13 protein-coding genes are annotated in these 16,525 nt (G+C 65.3%); 6 read left to right on the plus strand and 7 right to left on the minus strand.

The window, feature by feature from the left end; genetic code table 11:
- The first annotated feature begins 13 nt into the window (after positions 1–13).
- Complete coding sequence (locus tag LZC94_04205) at positions 14–2,686, plus strand: esterase-like activity of phytase family protein (protein WXB16484.1); 2,673 nt, start codon at positions 14–16, stop codon at positions 2,684–2,686.
- 106 nt (positions 2,687–2,792) lie between these two features.
- The gene (locus LZC94_04210; protein ID WXB16485.1) at positions 2,793–3,689 is read left to right on the plus strand and encodes an arginase family protein; all 897 of its coding nucleotides are present in this window, start codon (positions 2,793–2,795) and stop codon (positions 3,687–3,689) included.
- Positions 3,690–3,706: 17 nt separating this feature from the next.
- Here the strand turns inward: LZC94_04210 and LZC94_04215 are convergent, their stop codons facing one another.
- On the minus strand, positions 3,707–5,101 hold the full coding sequence (locus tag LZC94_04215) for an ATP-binding protein (GenBank protein ID WXB16486.1): 1,395 nt from the start codon (positions 5,099–5,101) through the stop codon (positions 3,707–3,709).
- Complete coding sequence (locus LZC94_04220) at positions 5,098–5,799, minus strand: response regulator transcription factor (GenBank protein WXB16487.1); 702 nt, start codon at positions 5,797–5,799, stop codon at positions 5,098–5,100. Before LZC94_04220 ends, LZC94_04215 begins: the two co-directional genes overlap by 4 nt.
- A gap of 117 nt (positions 5,800–5,916) precedes the next feature.
- On the opposite strand from LZC94_04220, the gene LZC94_04225 reads away from it, so the two are divergent.
- Positions 5,917–6,510: a hypothetical protein gene (locus LZC94_04225; protein ID WXB16488.1), complete on the plus strand. Its 594-nt coding sequence runs from the start codon at positions 5,917–5,919 to the stop codon at positions 6,508–6,510.
- Here the strand turns inward: LZC94_04225 and LZC94_04230 are convergent.
- The 4 genes from LZC94_04230 to LZC94_04245 all read right to left on the minus strand — a co-directional run bounded on the left by LZC94_04230 (position 6,507) and on the right by LZC94_04245 (position 10,179).
- On the minus strand, positions 6,507–7,445 hold the full coding sequence (locus tag LZC94_04230; GenBank protein WXB16489.1) for a DMT family transporter: 939 nt from the start codon (positions 7,443–7,445) through the stop codon (positions 6,507–6,509). The genes LZC94_04225 and LZC94_04230 overlap by 4 nt on opposite strands.
- 352 nt (positions 7,446–7,797) lie before the next feature.
- Positions 7,798–8,139, minus strand: coding sequence for a hypothetical protein (locus tag LZC94_04235; protein ID WXB16490.1), 342 nt, complete (start codon positions 8,137–8,139; stop codon positions 7,798–7,800).
- Positions 8,139–9,275: a Hint domain-containing protein gene (locus LZC94_04240; protein ID WXB16491.1), complete on the minus strand. Its 1,137-nt coding sequence runs from the start codon at positions 9,273–9,275 to the stop codon at positions 8,139–8,141. Before LZC94_04240 ends, LZC94_04235 begins: the two co-directional genes overlap by 1 nt.
- Before the next feature lie 94 nt (positions 9,276–9,369).
- Positions 9,370–10,179 (minus strand): aminoglycoside 3'-phosphotransferase, encoded by an 810-nt coding sequence (locus LZC94_04245; protein WXB16492.1) that lies wholly within the window; start codon positions 10,177–10,179, stop codon positions 9,370–9,372.
- Between the two features lie 126 nt (positions 10,180–10,305).
- Here LZC94_04245 and LZC94_04250 point away from each other — a divergent pair, with 126 nt between their 5' ends.
- Positions 10,306–12,705: a glycoside hydrolase family 55 protein gene (locus LZC94_04250; protein ID WXB16493.1), complete on the plus strand. Its 2,400-nt coding sequence runs from the start codon at positions 10,306–10,308 to the stop codon at positions 12,703–12,705.
- Positions 12,706–13,135: 430 nt separating this feature from the next.
- On the opposite strand, the gene dmeF is transcribed toward LZC94_04250, so the two are convergent.
- Positions 13,136–14,161, minus strand: coding sequence for a CDF family Co(II)/Ni(II) efflux transporter DmeF (gene dmeF / locus LZC94_04255; GenBank protein WXB16494.1), 1,026 nt, complete (start codon positions 14,159–14,161; stop codon positions 13,136–13,138).
- A gap of 20 nt (positions 14,162–14,181) precedes the next feature.
- On the opposite strand from dmeF, the gene LZC94_04260 reads away from it, so the two are divergent.
- A complete protein-coding gene (locus LZC94_04260; GenBank protein WXB16495.1) occupies positions 14,182–14,454 on the plus strand; it encodes a metal/formaldehyde-sensitive transcriptional repressor in 273 nt (90 codons plus the stop codon).
- 333 nt (positions 14,455–14,787) lie between these two features.
- Positions 14,788–16,131: a hemolysin family protein gene (locus LZC94_04265; GenBank protein WXB16496.1), complete on the plus strand. Its 1,344-nt coding sequence runs from the start codon at positions 14,788–14,790 to the stop codon at positions 16,129–16,131.
- The last annotated feature ends 394 nt before the right edge of the window (positions 16,132–16,525 follow it).

Raw genomic sequence — 16,525 nt, forward strand, 5'->3', positions numbered from 1 at the left:
CTGGGAGAAGACCATGATGCGATTTCGTCGGACGGCCATTGGACTGTTGGCTCTTTCGTTCCTCGTGGCCGCATGCGCGGCCGATGACGGAAAAATGGGTGCGCCGGGCGCCCCTGGGAAAGATGGCGCCCCTGGCAAAGACGGCGCGCCAGGGAAAGACGGTGCGCCCGGGAAAGACGGCGCCCCCGGAAAGGACGGCGCGAAGGCCAAGGTCGATAAATGGGGCGTCTCGGAGAGCGATCCGCCGGGGCTGGTGGGGCGCGCCGTGCTCCCCGCCGCGACCTTTGCGCCTGGCCCGCCGTCGGGCGAAATCACGGGCGGATTTTGGGCCTCGCAGCCCGTGCAAGGCTTCTCGTCCTTGGTCGATCTGGGCGACGGCTCGTTTTACTCGCTCGTCGACAATGGGTTTGGCGCGATTGAAAACTCCGCCGACGCGCTGCTGCGCATCTATCGGGTTCGCCCTTCGTTCAAGACCAGCAGCGGCGGCAGCGGCGGGGTCGACGTGCTCAGCTACCTCGAGCTCCGCGATCCGGACAAGAAGGTGAAGTTCACCATCGTGAACCAATTCACGCAGACGCGCCTGCTGACCGGCGCCGACTTCGATCTGGAGTCGCTCCGGGTGGCCGCCGACGGCACCCTCTGGATCGGCGACGAGTTCGGGCCGTTCTTGCTCCACTTCGACTCGTCCGGCAAGCTGCTCGATCCGCCGTACCCGCTCCCGGATCCGCAGACCCCGGGACAGTTCGTGCGCTCGCCGCAAAACCCCTGGTTGGAAGAGGCCTCCGCCATTCGCGTGATGAACGCCGCCAAGGCGCATGGCCGCGCGCACGGCGTGAAGAAGACGCCCGTGTTCTCCCCGTGGCACGTGCACGTGGTCGACGCGGATCCCTCCGGCAACCGCGGCTTCAACACCCAGCGCGACAACTTTGCGAACCCCAACAAGCCGGGCCCCAACGGCGACACCGGCCTGGTGGCCGCCAACGATGAAATCGTGCGCCTCACCAAGAGCCCCGGCTCGTTCCCCAGCATCCAAGCCGCCGGCTACCCGGTGGTGGCGTGGACGGTGAACGATGCGGCGCGCATGAAGGAGCTGCTCGAGCTGGGCGTGAACGGCATCATCTCCGATCGCCCCGACGTCCTCTATGCCACCATCGCCGCGTACGACGCCAACAAAGACGGCAAGCCCGGCGACTACCTCGACCCGAACGGCCTCATCGATCCCGCGAAGGTCGACGCCCAAGCGCACCGCGGCGGGCGCGATCTCCGGCCGGAGAACACCATCCCCGCCTACGAGGCGGGCCTCGACAACTTGGTCACCACCTTGGAGATGGATTGCGGCCTCACCGCGGACAACGTCCCCGTGATGTACCATGACCGCGACTTCCGAGGCGCCCTGCCCGGCGAGCCGAAGAAGTCCCGCCGCAAGAGCGGCGGCGCGCTGCCCGTCCACATCGAGGACGTCACCTTCGCCGACATCCAAGGCGCCGACCCCATCCTCAACGACGGCGTCATCCGCGGCGGGGTTCAGTCGAACGATCCGGCGCTCTCGCCGGTGTCGCGCGCGTATTGGGCCACGAAGAGATCTCCGGACGACGGGATCTACGTCATGCCCAGCTTGGAGCAGGTGTTCGACTTCGTGGACTTCTATGTCGCGTACTACAAGACCGGCGCGGGCAAATCGGACCCGAACGCCGCCAAGCGCTGGAAGAACGCGGCGCGCGTGCGCTTCAACGTCGAGACGAAGCTCGATCCGCGCCAGCCCGACACCACCAAGGGGCCCGGCGAGTTCGTGAGCGCCATTGGCAACTTGATTGCTCATCGCGGGCTCGAGGATCGCGCCGATATCCAGAGCTTCGATTTTCGCACCTTGCTCCAGGTGCAAGAGCGCTTTCCGTACATTCGCACCGTGTACTTGTTCGGCGACTTCTCGATTTGCCCCACCGGCCTCGACGCGGGCGGGAAATCGTACTGCGACGACGGCACCAACTTTCAGCCCCTCGACATCAACGCCCCCGTCACCGAGGCCCTCGAGGACACGAACAATACGCCTTGGATGGCCGGCATGTATTGGCCTTACCGCCGCACCACCCTCGATTACGCGGTTCGCGCGCAGACCAGCGGCGGCTTCGAAGGGCTCGCCATCTCGCCCGACGGCAAGAAGATTTATCCATTGCTGGAGAAGACGCTCACCGGCGATCCCGCGGGCCAGCTGCTCATCCATGAGTTCGATACGGTGGCCCGTCGCTACACCGGAACGCGGTTTACGTATCCGCAGTCTGCGCGCGGCGAAGCCATTGGTGAATTCATCTTGTTCGGCGACAAGAAGGGGATCGTCATCGAGCGCGACAACACGCAAGGCGATATCAAAGGCTGGAAACGGCTCTTCCAGGTCGAGCTGCCCGCTGGAACCACCGGGGCGGTCACCAAGACGGAGCTCCTCGACTTGAATGCTATTCCCGATACCTTGCTGCTCTCGTCGGGAACCGGCCTCGCAGGTGATGTGGGCTTGGGCAATCCTTTCGCGTTCCCCTTCCAGACCATCGAGAGCGTCCTCGTGCTGGGTCCGCGCCTCTTGGCCGTGACCAACGACAACAACTACCCGGGCAGCATCGGACGCCACAAAGGTTTGGGCCTGCCCGACGACAATGAGTTCATTCTGATCAAGCTCGAGCGCAATCTGTATTGATGATGGCGCGCTCGCAGCGCCTCATTGGATCGACGGCGCCTCCTCGTATCGAGGTCATCGGAGCACCCTGGTGCGCCTTTTGCTCCACGGTACGCAGGAGGTTCTCATGACGAATTCATTCGGCGCGCGGCCTTATGCCATCATCGAAGCCCCCTCGATCTTAGGCTTGAGGCCCTCGGGGGTGGAGACATTGCCCGAGCGTCTTTTGTCGCATGGTCTCGCGGAGCGAATCCACGCGCGGCGGGCAGCTCGGCTCGATACCCCGCCCTTCGAATCGGTGCGCGATCCCGAGACGCACACCCTGAACGCTCGAGCCATCGCGGACTGGAGCCCCCGGCTCGCTGATGCCGTCGAAAAGGTGATCGAGGCTGGCGAGTTTCCGGTGGTGCTTGGCGGGGATTGCTCCATCGTGCTCGGATCGACCTTGGCGCTCAAGCGACGAGGTCGTTTTGGGCTTTTGTTCATCGATGGCCACGCGGACTTTTATCAACCCGAGGCGAGCCCCACGGGGGAAGCCGCGGATATGGATTTGGCATTCGCCACCGGATATGGACCCGAGCTCCTGACGGATCTCGAAGGGCGAGGGCCCTTGGTGCGCGATGAAGACGTCGTCGCCTTCGGGTTCCGCGATGCCGAAGATCAAGTGCGCTACGGCAGCCAGCCGCTCCCGGCCGTCCTTCGCGCATTCCCGCTCGAAACCGTGCGCCAGCTCGGGATCGAAGGCGCCGCGCGAGCGGCTGTCAATCACGTCGCGCGCAAGGAGCTCGACGGCTTCTTCGTTCATATCGACGCCGACTGTTTGAATGACGCCATCATGCCGGCCGTCGAATATCGGATGCCGGATGGGCTCGCGTGGGACGAGCTGAAAACGGTGCTCGAAGTGGCCCTGGCGAGCGGCCGTTGCGTGGGGTTGGAGATCGCGATTTACAATCCGACGTTGGATGGTGACGGCTCCGCGGGCCGCGGTCTCGCGAATGTGCTCGTCGAGGCGCTGAATGCGTAAAATGGCGCCGGAGAACCCTACGCGTGATGGTGAAGCTCGTGCGTCGTGCGCGTCGCGGGAACGGATATCGGGAACGCAACCGCGATCCGAGCCCCGCCGAGAGGGCTGCATTCGACGTGCACCGAGCCGCCATGGAGCTCGACGATGCGCTGCACCATGGAGAGCCCTAGGCCCGCACCCCCGGCATCGCGGCTGCGACCTTCTTCGAGGCGGGTAAAGCGCTCGAAGACGCGGGTGCGGTGCGCCTCGGGAATGCCTGCGCCATCGTCATCGACCGTGAGGCGGATGGTGCGCCTTCCCGCGGAGGTGGCGATGGCGACGCGCGTTTTGCCATGCCGGACGGCGTTCTCGATCAAATTGCGCACCACGCACGCGAGCTGCGGCCGATCGCCTACGAGGCGCACGGCCTGCACGCGCTGCACGTCCACCGGCAAACGCCATGGCCGGGCCGCGTGCTCGAGCACGAGATCGTCGAGGTCGACCTCGCCCTGCGCCACGGTGGTGGTCTCGTCGAGGCGCGCCAGCAGCAGCAGCGAGGCGACGAGCTTCTCCAGGCGAGCGTCTTCCTCGAGCACGTCGCGCGCGACGGCGGGCCAGCGCGAAGGATCGGGGTGCAAGAGGGCGACCTCGAGCTGCGTGCGGATGCTCGCCACGGGGCTGCGCAGCTCGTGCGATGCATCGGAGACGAACTCCCGCTGCCGCCGCGCCGCTTGCTCGAGGCGGTCGAGCATCGAGTTCATGGTCTGCGCGAGCTCGGCGATCTCGTCGCCGGAGGCCGGCACGTGCAGGCGCTCGTGGAGCGTGCTGCCGTGGATGGATGCGACCCGCTGGGTCATCGCGCGCACCGGCGAGAGCGCGCGGCCCGTCACCCACCACGCGCCCAGCGCAATGGCCGCCACCAGCGCGGGGATCGCCGCCCACAGCACCCGCCGCAGCGCATCGACGCTCTGGCGAATGTCGTCGAGCGGGCTGGCCGCCACCAGCATCAAGCGCCCTTCGCGCGGCGAAATGGTGGGCAGCCGCGTCACGCTCCAGTCCACGTCGGCCGCGCCCGGGGGGAGTGTGGGGGGCGTCGGCGATGGAGGGAGCGCCGGGTGCGCGGGGAGGGCACGGAGCGGCGGGATGGCGTAGAGCACCTGCGGCGCCGATGGATCGCTCTCGGGCCTGCGCACCTCGAACGTCACGTTGGGCGAGCCCGGGGGAGCCAGGAGCGCATCGAGCGGCACGCCGCGCTCGACCTGCGCGCGCAGCGCTCGAAGGTGCATGGCATGCTGCTCCTCGATGGAGTGCATCACGGTGTGCTCCACCGCGCGCACCAAGAGCAGCGCGCCCATCACCAGGGCGATGCCGAAGAGGGCCGTGACCGCGAATGTCACGCGAACGCGAACGCCCGCCGCGCGCAGCACCTTCACGATCCGTCCCCCGCGCGCCCGCCCGCGCCGTCGGCCACCAAGCGGTAGCCCACGCCCCGCACCGTGCGCAGGGTTTGGCGACCAAAGGGCTCGTCGACCTTTCGCCGCACATAGCGCACATAGACCTCGACCAAGTTGGGATCGCCGCCAAACTCTTCGCCCCACACGTCGGCGAGGAGCTGCTGCTTGGTGATCACCTCACCCGAGCGGCGCATGAGCGACTCGACGAGCGCAAACTCGCGCGGCGTGAGCGCGATCGGCTGCTCGCCGCGGCACACTTCGCGTGTGGCTGGATCCAGGGTCAAGTCGCCCACCGACAGCTTGGCGGGGCGCGCGACCGAGCCTCGACGGATGAGCGCGCGCAGCCGCGCCACCAGCACCACATAGGAGAACGGCTTGGACAAGAAATCGTCGGCGCCCGTGTCGAGCGCCTCGGCCTCGTCGTACTCGCCGTCTTTGGCGGTGAGCATCAGAATGGGGGTCCAGATCTGCTCGGCGCGCAAGGTCTCGCAGATCTCGTAGCCGTTCATCCCGGGCAGCAGCAAATCGAGCACGATGGCGGCAAACGTTCCCTCGCGCGCGCGCTCGAGCCCGTCCGAGCCATCGCGCGCGACGTCCACCGAGAATCCCTCCGCGCGAAGCCCGGCCGCCAGCGCATCGGCGAGGCGCACTTCGTCTTCGACAATGAGTATGCGCATGACGAGCACCCATCTTGCCAGCGTCGACCTTAGAGCAAGCTGAGAACACTCTCAGGGGCGCTCAGCTTCCCATAAGCATCGACGATCTACGGTGACCCCTCGAAAGGAGAATCACCCATGAACCTTCGTATGGTCTCGTTTGCCTCGTTCACCTTGATCCTCGCGAGCGCCGCGCTCGCGGGCTGCTCCCAGGGTAGCTCGCCTTCTCCCGAAACGGCGGAGTCCTCGTCCCAGGGGCTGACCACCCCCGACGCCGACACCTCCGTACGCCCGCCCCAACTGGATCCGGAGACGCGGGCCAAGCTCCACGCGAAGATCCTCGATCATGCGCGTTGCATGCGCGAGCACGGCGTCGACTGGCCCGATCCCCCGGAGCCCAAGCCTGGACTGCCCACGTTCTTCACCCGCGCGGATACGGCCTCCGCTCCCCCGGGTGCCCCCGGCGCCCCTGCGACTCCTGCGACTCCTGCGATTCCTCCGATTCCTGCCATGCCCGTGATCCCTGGGGCTCCTGCGCCCGACGGTGCGGGCGCGCGTCCCGAAGCGGTGCTCTTTCGCGCGTCGGGGGATGCGGGCATCCATATCGCGCTCCGGCTCTCGGATCCGCGGCTGCCCGACGGCGGCACATCGACGGAGGCGGCCGCGTTCGAAGCTTGCGCCAGCAAGTTCGCCGGCACCTTTCAGGTCACGAGGACCATCGAAGCCGACTAGCGCTGTGTCGTGACGCGCGCGCGCTTGGTCCCGCGTCCGCGGGAGACGACGACGCCGGCGAGGCACAAAAGGCCGCCGGCGAAGGCGAGCGCGCGCGGAACCTCGCCGAGCACTGCCCAGGACATCACCACCACCAACGCCGGGACGATGTACGTCGTCGCACCCAAGCGCCCGGCGGTGGTGCGTGCGAGCGCATAAGCCCAGGTGGTGAACGCGACCGCCGTTGGAAAGATCCCGAGGTAAATCATGTTGCAGGTGGCCGAGAGGGGCGCGCGTCCGATTTGGGATAGCAACGAGCCGGCGAAGGGGAGACAACATATCGCGCCGACCATGCACCCGAAGGTGGTGACCTGCAGCGCGGAGGCGTGCCGCAGCGCCGGCTTTTGACAGATGACTCCCGCCGCATAGGACACGGCCGCGAAGACGCACAAGAGCACGCCGAAGATCGAGGATCGGCCGTGGTCGGACATGGAAATGCCCACGACGATCGCGCCCGCGAACGACACGGCCATTCCCGCGAGCAAGCGGCGCGGGAACCCTTCGCGGAGCAACCATCCGCCGAGGAGCGCGATCCCGACGGGGCCGGTGTTGACGATCATGGCCGCCGTCCCAGCGTCCACCTCGTGCTCCGCCGCATTGAGGGCGAGCATGTACAATCCAAACCACAAAATGCCGGAGCCCGCGATGCCCGGCCACGCCGCGCGCGGGGGCCATCCCTCGCCGCGCACCACGCACAGCGCACCGAGCGCCGCCGCCCCTACGAGCAAGCGCCCGAGCGCGAGCGCGCCCGGAGCAAAGTGCGCTCCCGCGCTGCGAATGGCGACGAAGGACGATGCCCAGAGCAGCACGGTCACCGCCACCGCCGCCAGGGCCTTTCCGTTCATCCGATCTTCGGCGGCCACCATGAAATTCACGTCATTGCTCTGCACGGTCATCGAAATACCCCTCTCGAAAGTACGCAACCGAGAGCATGCCGCCACACCGCGCCCACAACACTCCGTTCTTTGCTTCCAAATCAACGAGCCCCGCCCCTCCGAAACCGGCCGCTACGCAACCTTTCGGAAATCCCGCCGCTACGCAGCCTTGGAATCCGCCGCTACGCAGCTTTTTCGGAAATCCGCCGCTACGCAGCCTTGGAATCAGCCGCTGCGCAGCTTTTTCGGAAATCCGCCGCTACGCAGCCTTGGAATCAGCCGCTGCGCAGCTTTTTCGGAAATCCGCCGCTACGCAGCCCTTGGAATCCGCCGCTACGCAGCCCTTGGAATCCGCCGCTACGCAGCCTTGGAATCAGCCGCTACGCGGCTGGAGCACCGTAAACCAGCAGATATCCCCAGTATCGGGCGAATCGGCCCGCGCTTTCAATTCGCGCGCGATGCGATCGAGGACGGCAGCCGCATCGCCCGGCCAAGGCTCGAAGGGGGTCTCGTCGCTCGAGGTGAGCTCGCCCGCCCGGACCCCCGCGGCCAACAGGTCTGCCACCAAGCGGAGCATCAGCTCGTTTTCGGCATCTTGCGTCCAACGCCCGCGCAACAATTTGGCCGCGGCTCCCGCGATGGGGCCAAATCCCAGCCAATCTTGCCCGGCGTAGGCCTTCAGGTAATCGAGCTCCTCGCGGTAGGCGGCATCCATCAGGGGGTCTTTTCGGCGTGCAATCGTTTGAAGTTGCCGAGGCCGTTTACGTTGTTGAAGTCAATCGTGGGATCGTCCATGCCCCCGGAGCTGCTGAACGAACGATACGTGACCGTGGACTTGGGGTCGGTCGAAATCGTCCATGTTTCGATGGTCCCCTTGGGTGTGGTCGTCACCTTGGGCGGACCGAGATCCCGCGTGAGGTTGGCGCGAACGTCTTGAATCGTCTCCTTCGGCACCAGGCGCACGCCGGTGGAGTCCTCTTTTCCGATGAGGCTCCCGTCCGGGTTGGTGACCGAGTCCTTGATCCGGTTTTCTTTGTCGGCCTGGGTCGTCGCCGGAGTGGTCGGCGGCACGGGGCCCGTTTGGGGCGGGTTCCCTTCCTCGCACCCGGGCGGGTTGTGCACCCACACCGCGCTGCGACCGACGAAATACGTATGATCGACGCCAACTTCGAAGTTGTAAACCGCAGCTTCCTGCGCCACGGACACGACCTTGGTCACGCGAACTTCGCGCCCCGCGCGATCGATCAGCGTTTCCCCCGGCGCCAGATCGCCCGCCGCGGTCCAAGCCCGAATCTGTGTAAAGTACAAATGCTCCGGCGTCGAACGCACCACCTCGTGCTCGCCGTCGACATTCGCGAGGTGCACGTCCACGAGCGCCGGCGCAGGCCGCACGTACGTGGTCAGAACGGGGCGCACCGTGACGGCGTCGTCGAGCTCCCCGCGCGCGAACACGAGATCGCCGGGCGCGAGGCTCTCGATCGGCCGATCGCCCGAGGGCGTGGCCACCGGGGTTCCTGCCACGAAGCAGCTGCCCGGCGCGCTGCACACCCCGCCGGGACACGCCGAGCCCGGATCGTTCGGCGTTCCGTTGCCGTTGGTTCCTCCCGAACCGGGGACCTCGCTCCCGCTGCTGCCGGTCCCGCCGCCACCGCCCATGAGGACGGCGGTGGCGTTCTTCGCCGTGAGCGCGTTGTTGCCTCCAAGGGTGCGGTAGCCCACCGCCACCGCGATTAAAATCGCACCCAGGAGAAGCGCGTACTCGACCGCCGAGACGCCGCGCCGATCCCGAAAGAGACGCATCCAGACGGGCGCGAGCGCCCGCTGCAAGCGATTCGAAGCATGCAAGCTCATGCCGTCAGTTTACCAATTGGCAATCAGAGAATCGAGCCGTTCGAGCGCCCACGCGCACCCGCTGTTGGCGGGAATCCGAGATACCGCCCGACCGTCAAGGCTCTTCTTGATCCAGATCCGCGAGGAGCCGATAATAAGCAATCCGCTCGGGGTCGGCGGTAATCCCATACGCCTCGAGGAGCGGCTCCTCCCACCCCGGTCCGTAGTTCCATTGCGTGCTCCAGGTGGCAATCGCCAGATCGGCCCAGCGATCGGCCACCCCCAGCGCGCCGAGATCGACGTGGCCGGTGAAGCGACCATCCTCGGCCAGCAAGGTGTTGGGCGCGCACGTGTCACCGTGGCACACGACGAGCCGATCGATCGGTGGCGCAACGGCCAGCCGCTTCAACGCTTCGTCGACGGAGAGCGAACGATGGCTCGGGTGCCATCGCGAAGGATCGATCTTCCCGGCGGCCGCGGCCCGGCAAATCGCATCGTATCGAGCTTCGCGCGACCATGAAAAAGGACACGTGTCGACGGGTAGCGCATCGTGCAGCCTTCGAAGTCCCTCGCCGATGGCCACGACGGCCTTTGCAGGGTTCGCCGTCCATCGCTCCGAGACGGCGCTCTCCCCTTCGAGGGGCGCCGTGACCATCCATGTACCGCTGGCATCGGCTCCTTGATCGAGCACCCTCGGAACCACCGTAAACGCTGCCGCCCAGCGCAGACGCGCGATCTCGCGCGCGAGGTCGATGCCGGCGGTCGCCGGTGACCACTTGACGAAGACGCGATCGGCCAAGGTCCCGACCTCGTACGTGAGCCCGCCCAACTCGTTTCGCCAAACGCAGCGCAGCGGTCGCCCCGCGGCCAGCGCCAGGACGCGTGCAGGAATGGGCTCGTTCGAGGGGGGCGGTCCGGCAGTCATGCGACCACTCTTGCACACGTTTCGCTCTGGTCCAAATCGTGCTCTCCCGATTGGACATCCGTAGTCATTGCAATTGAATTTTTACGGATCGAACCCTGGGTTCGATCCCGTGAGGCGAACATGTCGATGACGGAGCGCACGAAATCGCTTTTCTTGGGGTTCGTTTCAGCCGCGACTGCCCTTTTTACGTTCCGAGGCTGCGCCGTCGAACCTTCGAGCGTCGGGGCGAGCGCCCATGCCGATCGAGGCGGGAGCACCGCCGGCTCGTTGGGCGTATCCACGGTTCCATTCCCAGGCCCGTTTTCCAGCTGGATCGATGTGAAGCGCGATGGCGGCGCCCGAGGAGACGGTACGACGGACGACACGGCGGCCGTGCAAAACGCATTGAACCGCGCGGGCCACGAAGACGGCAAACCCTCGGTCGTCTATTTCCCCGCCGGAACATACCGCATCACATCGACCCTCCAATTGAAATACCAGGCCATCGCCGTCCTGGGGGACGATCCGAACACCACGATCCTTCGTTGGGATGGCCCCGCCGATCGCGATATGCTCCTCGCCAACGGGGTGGCGCGTTCGCGCTTTGGTCGCATTCGCTTCGATGGGGCCGCGAGGGCCGGCGGAGGGCTTCATTTTTCTTGGGACGCCGTAGGGCCGGGGAGCGCCGCCACCATGGCCGTGGACATGTTCGATCTGGCGTTCGTGAACATTCAAAAATGCATCATCGGAGGATCGCTCCCGCCTGGTGAAATGGACTCGGACATCGGCATTTTTCGAACGCGCTTCGAAAAGTGCTCGGTCGCAGGCTTGAGCACCGAGTCGCCGAACGCGGTCGACTATTGGGTGCGCGACAGCCTGTTCGTCGACAACGCCCGCGGGCTGACCAACGAGTTCGGCGACGGCCAGGGCGGCTCGTTCAATGTGCACGGCAGCGTCTTTCGCAACTCCACGATCGCCGACGTGACCGTCACCCACTATCCCGTCTTCCTCGGCGTGCGCGATAGCACGTCGATCGGCTCGAACCGGTTCGTATCCATCCAGCCCGATTACATGGCCTATGCCGTCACCTTGCAGAACAATACCGTCTTGAACACGGTCAACCCCGTCGCCATCGACGCCAACTACCAGGGCGATCTGATCCTCCTCGACAACCGCATTCGAAGCCGGAGGGGCGCGAGCGGACCCGCCGTGCTCTTGAACGCGGGCGGAAATACGGCGGACCTTCTCTCGGTCGGCAACACGTACACGGTCTCCAACGCCGAATCCGTCTCCGGTGGCGCGACGCGAATCCGCCGCCTCGATGACCGCGTGGTTCCTTACGATGCCATCGACGGCACCATCCCCCCCTTGCCGCCGCTGCCACCCCGTTCGAACGGCGATGTCATCGAGGTGCCTGCCGGCGCATCTTCGGACGTTCTGCAGCAAGCCATCGATCGTGCGGCCACCCGCGCGGGCACGCACCCCATCGTGCACGTGGCGCCCGGCGCGTACCATTTGACGCGCACCTTGGTCATCCCCGCGAACCTCGACGTGGTGCTCTCCGGCGATGGCACCGCCACGACCTTATGGGGAGAGGCGCTCGCGGGCGGTCCGTTGATTCGTTTGCTCGGCCCGAGCAAAGCCGTTTTGCAGGACATGAAACTCAACGCTTCCATGAGCTCGGACGGCCATGTGGTGACCAGCTCGGAGGCCATCGCCATCGATGGCGCCGATCAACCCGACGCTCGCATCTACGGCGAGCTGCTCGAGCTGGTCCACAACACCCAGGTCGATGTGCTGGCCGATCGCCTAAGTAATGCCCATATGAATTTTCAGGGCCTCTTGGTGACCCGCACCGGCCCTTATGGCGTTCAGTCCATCGGCACCGGGGAGCCAAAGACGAGCCGCATCGTCATTCGCGGCGGCACTTTCAATGCGTGGGCCAACCCCGGAGGATCGCTCTACCGCGTGACCAACCAAGGATCCATCGTGGTCGAGGATGCATGGTACGAGGGGGCGAACGGTCCCACCCTCGCGCGGCTCGACGCCTCCAGCAGCGGCACCTTCACCTTGAACGGCGGCTTGGCCGCGCAGTTCTCGGGCGCCTCGGGCGGGGCCGCCGCTCCCGTTCTGGACATCAATGGCTTTAGCGGTCGTGCCACCGTGTTGGGCGCGCTCCTCGCATTTGCCGCACCGGATCCCAACCGCCATGTGACCATTGCGAACGAGAATGCGCAGACGCATGTGCTCCTATCCGGTCTGGTTGGAAAAGAAAATCGCGGCAACGCCGCCTACATCCGCCGCTTCGGTTCCGGTGGTACGGTATCCATCTTTTCCAACAAGGTGGATACGGAGTCGGACGTCGGGAACGTCGCATTACCCGACATCGGCGCCCCGACCAACGACAACGAGCTGCGTTCGATGCTCGAAGAGCTTCGCGCGACGCGCACGGAAACCATCACCGACTTGCCTGGGGGCACAACCGATGTACGTCTCTATCGGTTGATGATCCAATATGCGACCAACGGCATCCATGCCCGTCCGTGACCACCGCAATTGACGCAAACCGAAATGACGCGGAACGATGAGCTCCGATGCCGGAATCAATCGATCCTTTCGGCGCGTGCGCTTTCGACATCTTTCTAAGAACACACGTGTAAAAAAAGAGCCCGAGCGGGACCGATCACCCGCTCGGGCTCAAACGTCCGATCCATAGGGGGGAACGGCTATCGAAGAGCGTAGCCACCGCCCCATCGCGCGCAAGGGGCAACCGGGAGCGCTCGAAGAAAACGAAGTATCCGCCGCCGAAAGAAACACGCAACAACGGGGGTTCGCCGGACGAAAGCCGTATCGAACTTGCATCAACGTTGCATCGAATTTTTACCGGTGCTGTATCGATGTTGCGGCGATGTTTCGCGCGTATGCCCTTCGATGCAGCGGGCGATGGCGTAAACGGCCCGGCGGGTGCACGCTGGCGTCATCCTCCGCACCGGTGCACCTCGATCGTCACATGCGCCAGGCCCTCCGCGAGGCGTAGTTTTTCGGCATAGTCGAGCGGCGTTCGAGGCTCCGAGGCGACCACGGACGCCAGGCATGCGCGCGCCTTCGGACCAATTTCCCAAACGTGAAGGTCGACGACTTCGGTCCCCGGCACGTCTTGGAGGTGCCGGCGGATGCGCGCCGCGAGCTCCTCCGACGGTACGACATCGAGCAGCTGGCGCGCGGCGCCGCGGCAAAGGGCATAGCTCCAGCGCGAAATGACGACTCCACCCACGATCCCCATCAGCGGATCGAGGAAATACCATCCAAGATAGCGGCCCCCGACCAGGGCGAGGATGGCCAGCACGCTCGTGAACGCATCCGCGAGCACGTGAAGGTAGGCCGCACGAAGATTGTGATCGCCGTGATCGTGATGATCGTCCGCGTCGTGATGGTGATGATGGTCGTGATGGTGCCCGTCCTCGTGGTGATGGTCGTGATGGTGCCCATCCTCGTGGTGATGGTCGTGATGGTGCCCATCCTCGTGGTGAGGATGCGCGTGCCCGACGTGGAGCAGCTTCATGCTCGCGAGGTTCACGAGCAGACCGACGATGGCCACGGGCAGGGCCTCGCCGAACGCGATGGGCAAGGGGTGCACGAGCCGCGATGCAGCTTCGTACATCATCCACAGCGCCACGACGGCGAGCGCGATCGCGTTGGTGTACCCAGCCAGCGCGTGCACCTTGCCCGTACCGAAGCTGAATGCCGACTCGCGCGATCGTGTCCGCGCGAACCAATAGGCGAGCGCCGCCATACCCAGCGCCCCCGCGTGCGTCGCCATATGCCAGCCATCGGCGGTGAGCGCGAGGGAGTTCGTCACGTAACCCACGGCGAGCTCGAAGACCATCATCGCGATCGTCAGCGCCACGACCCATCGCGTTCGCGCCTCGTGGGCGCGCTCCGAGATGCCATGATCGTGATCGTGCCGCAATTTCTCGACGAGCGATGCAGAGGTGGATACCATGGGGGGTATGGTAATCCATCATGGCGCACACCACACGTGACAAGGAAAAGCTGCTCAACCGCGTTCGCCGGATCCGAGGGCAGGTCGAGGCCATCGAGCGCGCGCTGACCGAAGAGCGCGACTGCGGCGAGATCATGCATCTGCTCGCGGCCTGCCGCGGCGCCATCGGGAGCCTCACGGCCGAAGTCCTCGAGGGCCACGTGCGCTCCCACATCGTCGACCCCGACGGCGACAGCAAACGCGCGCGCGCCGCGCAGGAGTTGATCGAGGTGCTCAAGACCTACGTACGTTGATGGCGTCCCATGCTCGAGAGCGACCGGACGGTACGATCACGCGAGGGCATGAGCCGCCAGCGAATCGCAAATCCGTTCCCGCGCAGCCCACCGCAAACGCCGCGAGCATTTGCCAAGAGTCGCAAACCCGTCGCCGTCGAGAGGATCGCGCGGCAGGCGGAGGGCGCGACGTATATCGTATACGCCACTCCAAATTTCGGTGGCGGGCCCACACGCCTCAGTTGCACCGACGTTCACGCTTTGCCGAGCCGAAGCACCGCATTCGAGCGCAACGGTGAACATTGAGTCGGCCAAGCTCGCCACACGTGGCGGATGGTGTGCCAATACGAGAGGATGACCGCCACGACGGAGATCGCGCTCGAGATGCTGGTCCTCTTCGGGTTGACCTTGGCCAACGGCTTCTTCTCCGGGGCCGAGATTGCCGTGGTGTCCGTTCGAGAGACACGCCTTCGCCATTTGGCCGAGCAGGGCAGCGGGGCGGCGCGCGCCGCGCTTCGTTTGCGCGAAAAGCCCGAGCGATTCCTCGCGACCGTGCAAGTCGGGATCACGGTCATTGGAGCGAGCGCGGGCGCGTTCGGCGGCGCGGTGCTCGAGGAGCCGGTCGCCATCGCGTTGCGCAAGGTCGGGCTCGGCGCCGCCTCGAACCAATTTGCCTTTGCGCTCGTGGTCGCGCTCATCTCCGTTCTGTCGATTGTCGTGGGGGAGCTCGTTCCCAAATCGTTGGCCTTGCGCTCCTCGGAGCGGGTGGCGCTCGTGGTCAGCCGTCCCCTTTACCTTTTGTCGCGCGCGGCGCGTCCGCTGATTTGGTTTCTGACGGCCCTATCGAACCTTCTTTTGCGGCCCTTCCGCGATCAAACGACCTTCACCGAAACGCGCTTCTCGCCCGAAGAGCTCCGCCATTTGGTCGACGAGGCCGCGGCCGCGGGAACGGTGGACGAGCAGACCGGAAAGATCGCCGTGCGCGCCATCGATCTGGGCGGCCTGCGCGCCTACTCGGTGATGATTCCGCAAAACCACGTGGTCTGGCTCTCGTCGCTCGCGACCCGCGACGAAGTCGAACGAACGTTGAGGGAGCAGCCGCACGCCCGTTATCCCATCTTGGATCGCGAACAACAAGTATTGGGCTACGTCCTCGCCCACGAGCTCTATCGCCAGCTCTTGGACGGCGCGTTCCATCTGGGCGCCATCACGCGGGAGATCCCCATCTTCCCCGAGCGCGCGCGGGCCGTGGACGTGCTGCGAACCCTTCAGCAATCCCGATCGGAAATTGGGATTCTCGTCGACGAGAGCGGAGCGCCCTCGGGTCTCGTGTCCATCGAGATTTTGGCCGAAGAGCTGTTCGGCGAGATGACCGCCGAGAACGAAGCGCCCTCCATCGATATCGCCCCCAGCTCCGATGCACCTCCCGCGTCGCCGCGCGACGGACAAGGCACCCAGGCGTTTCTCGTGCGCGGGGAGACCCCGTTGCATCAAATCAACCGCGAGCTGGGGCTCGAGTTTCCCATCGAGGCCAGCGCGTCGACCTTGGGCGGGCTCGTTCTCTCGGCCTATGGCGGTTTTCCCGCGCGCGGAGCGCGTGTCACGCTTCCTGGGGGCGTGCAGGCAGAGGTGGTCGAGGCCTCACCGCGCCGTGTGCTGCTCGTGCGCATGCAGCTCCGGCGCGCGCCTCTGTCTTGACCGCGGTCGATGGTAATCACGGATGCGCTTCGAGGGAGACGTCGACGCGCCGCTCATTGAACTTCATTTGCTGTAAGTACAACATCTCTGGGATGGCAAATGTGAACAGCTGTTGCTGAATCCCGGCGCTCGCGCTCCCATCGAGCCACCCGCGCCTATCTATTTAAGGTGCGCGAATCCCTCGCTTCATAAATCCGACGCGTTGGAATCCTATCGCTTGTCTGTCGTGGACATCGCTGCTATGAGGTTCGATGCATTCTTTTTGTCGAATTAACGCCTTGATGGCTTGCCGCGTTTGACGCGGCTTGGTCTAATCGCATCTTACTGCATCACGGAACGCGAGTTGGCGGCATCGTTCATGCTGTATCGCATTGCGTAGGGCTGTTGCCGTTGC

It is taken from the genome of Sorangiineae bacterium MSr11954, from assembly GCA_037157815.1.
In the GTDB taxonomy this organism is placed as follows: domain Bacteria; phylum Myxococcota_A; class Polyangia; order Polyangiales; family Polyangiaceae; genus Pendulispora; species Pendulispora albinea.

Bases quoted from the DNA above. Each gene is read 5' to 3' on its own strand.
- LZC94_04235 (WXB16490.1), bottom strand. From the start codon at position 8,139: ATGGATGCCGCCTACCGCGAGGAGCTCGATTACCTGAAGGCCTACGCC.
- LZC94_04220 (WXB16487.1), bottom strand. From the start codon at position 5,799: ATGCGCATACTCATTGTCGAAGACGAAGTGCGCCTCGCCGATGCGCTG.
- LZC94_04245 (WXB16492.1), bottom strand. From the start codon at position 10,179: ATGACTGCCGGACCGCCCCCCTCGAACGAGCCCATTCCTGCACGCGTC.
- LZC94_04230 (WXB16489.1), bottom strand. From the start codon at position 7,445: ATGACCGTGCAGAGCAATGACGTGAATTTCATGGTGGCCGCCGAAGAT.
- LZC94_04250 (WXB16493.1), top strand. From the start codon at position 10,306: ATGACGGAGCGCACGAAATCGCTTTTCTTGGGGTTCGTTTCAGCCGCG.
- LZC94_04210 (WXB16485.1), top strand. From the start codon at position 2,793: ATGACGAATTCATTCGGCGCGCGGCCTTATGCCATCATCGAAGCCCCC.
- LZC94_04205 (WXB16484.1), top strand. From the start codon at position 14: ATGATGCGATTTCGTCGGACGGCCATTGGACTGTTGGCTCTTTCGTTC.
- LZC94_04240 (WXB16491.1), bottom strand. From the start codon at position 9,275: ATGAGCTTGCATGCTTCGAATCGCTTGCAGCGGGCGCTCGCGCCCGTC.
- LZC94_04260 (WXB16495.1), top strand. From the start codon at position 14,182: ATGGCGCACACCACACGTGACAAGGAAAAGCTGCTCAACCGCGTTCGC.
- LZC94_04225 (WXB16488.1), top strand. From the start codon at position 5,917: ATGAACCTTCGTATGGTCTCGTTTGCCTCGTTCACCTTGATCCTCGCG.
- LZC94_04265 (WXB16496.1), top strand. From the start codon at position 14,788: ATGACCGCCACGACGGAGATCGCGCTCGAGATGCTGGTCCTCTTCGGG.
- dmeF (WXB16494.1), bottom strand. From the start codon at position 14,161: ATGGTATCCACCTCTGCATCGCTCGTCGAGAAATTGCGGCACGATCAC.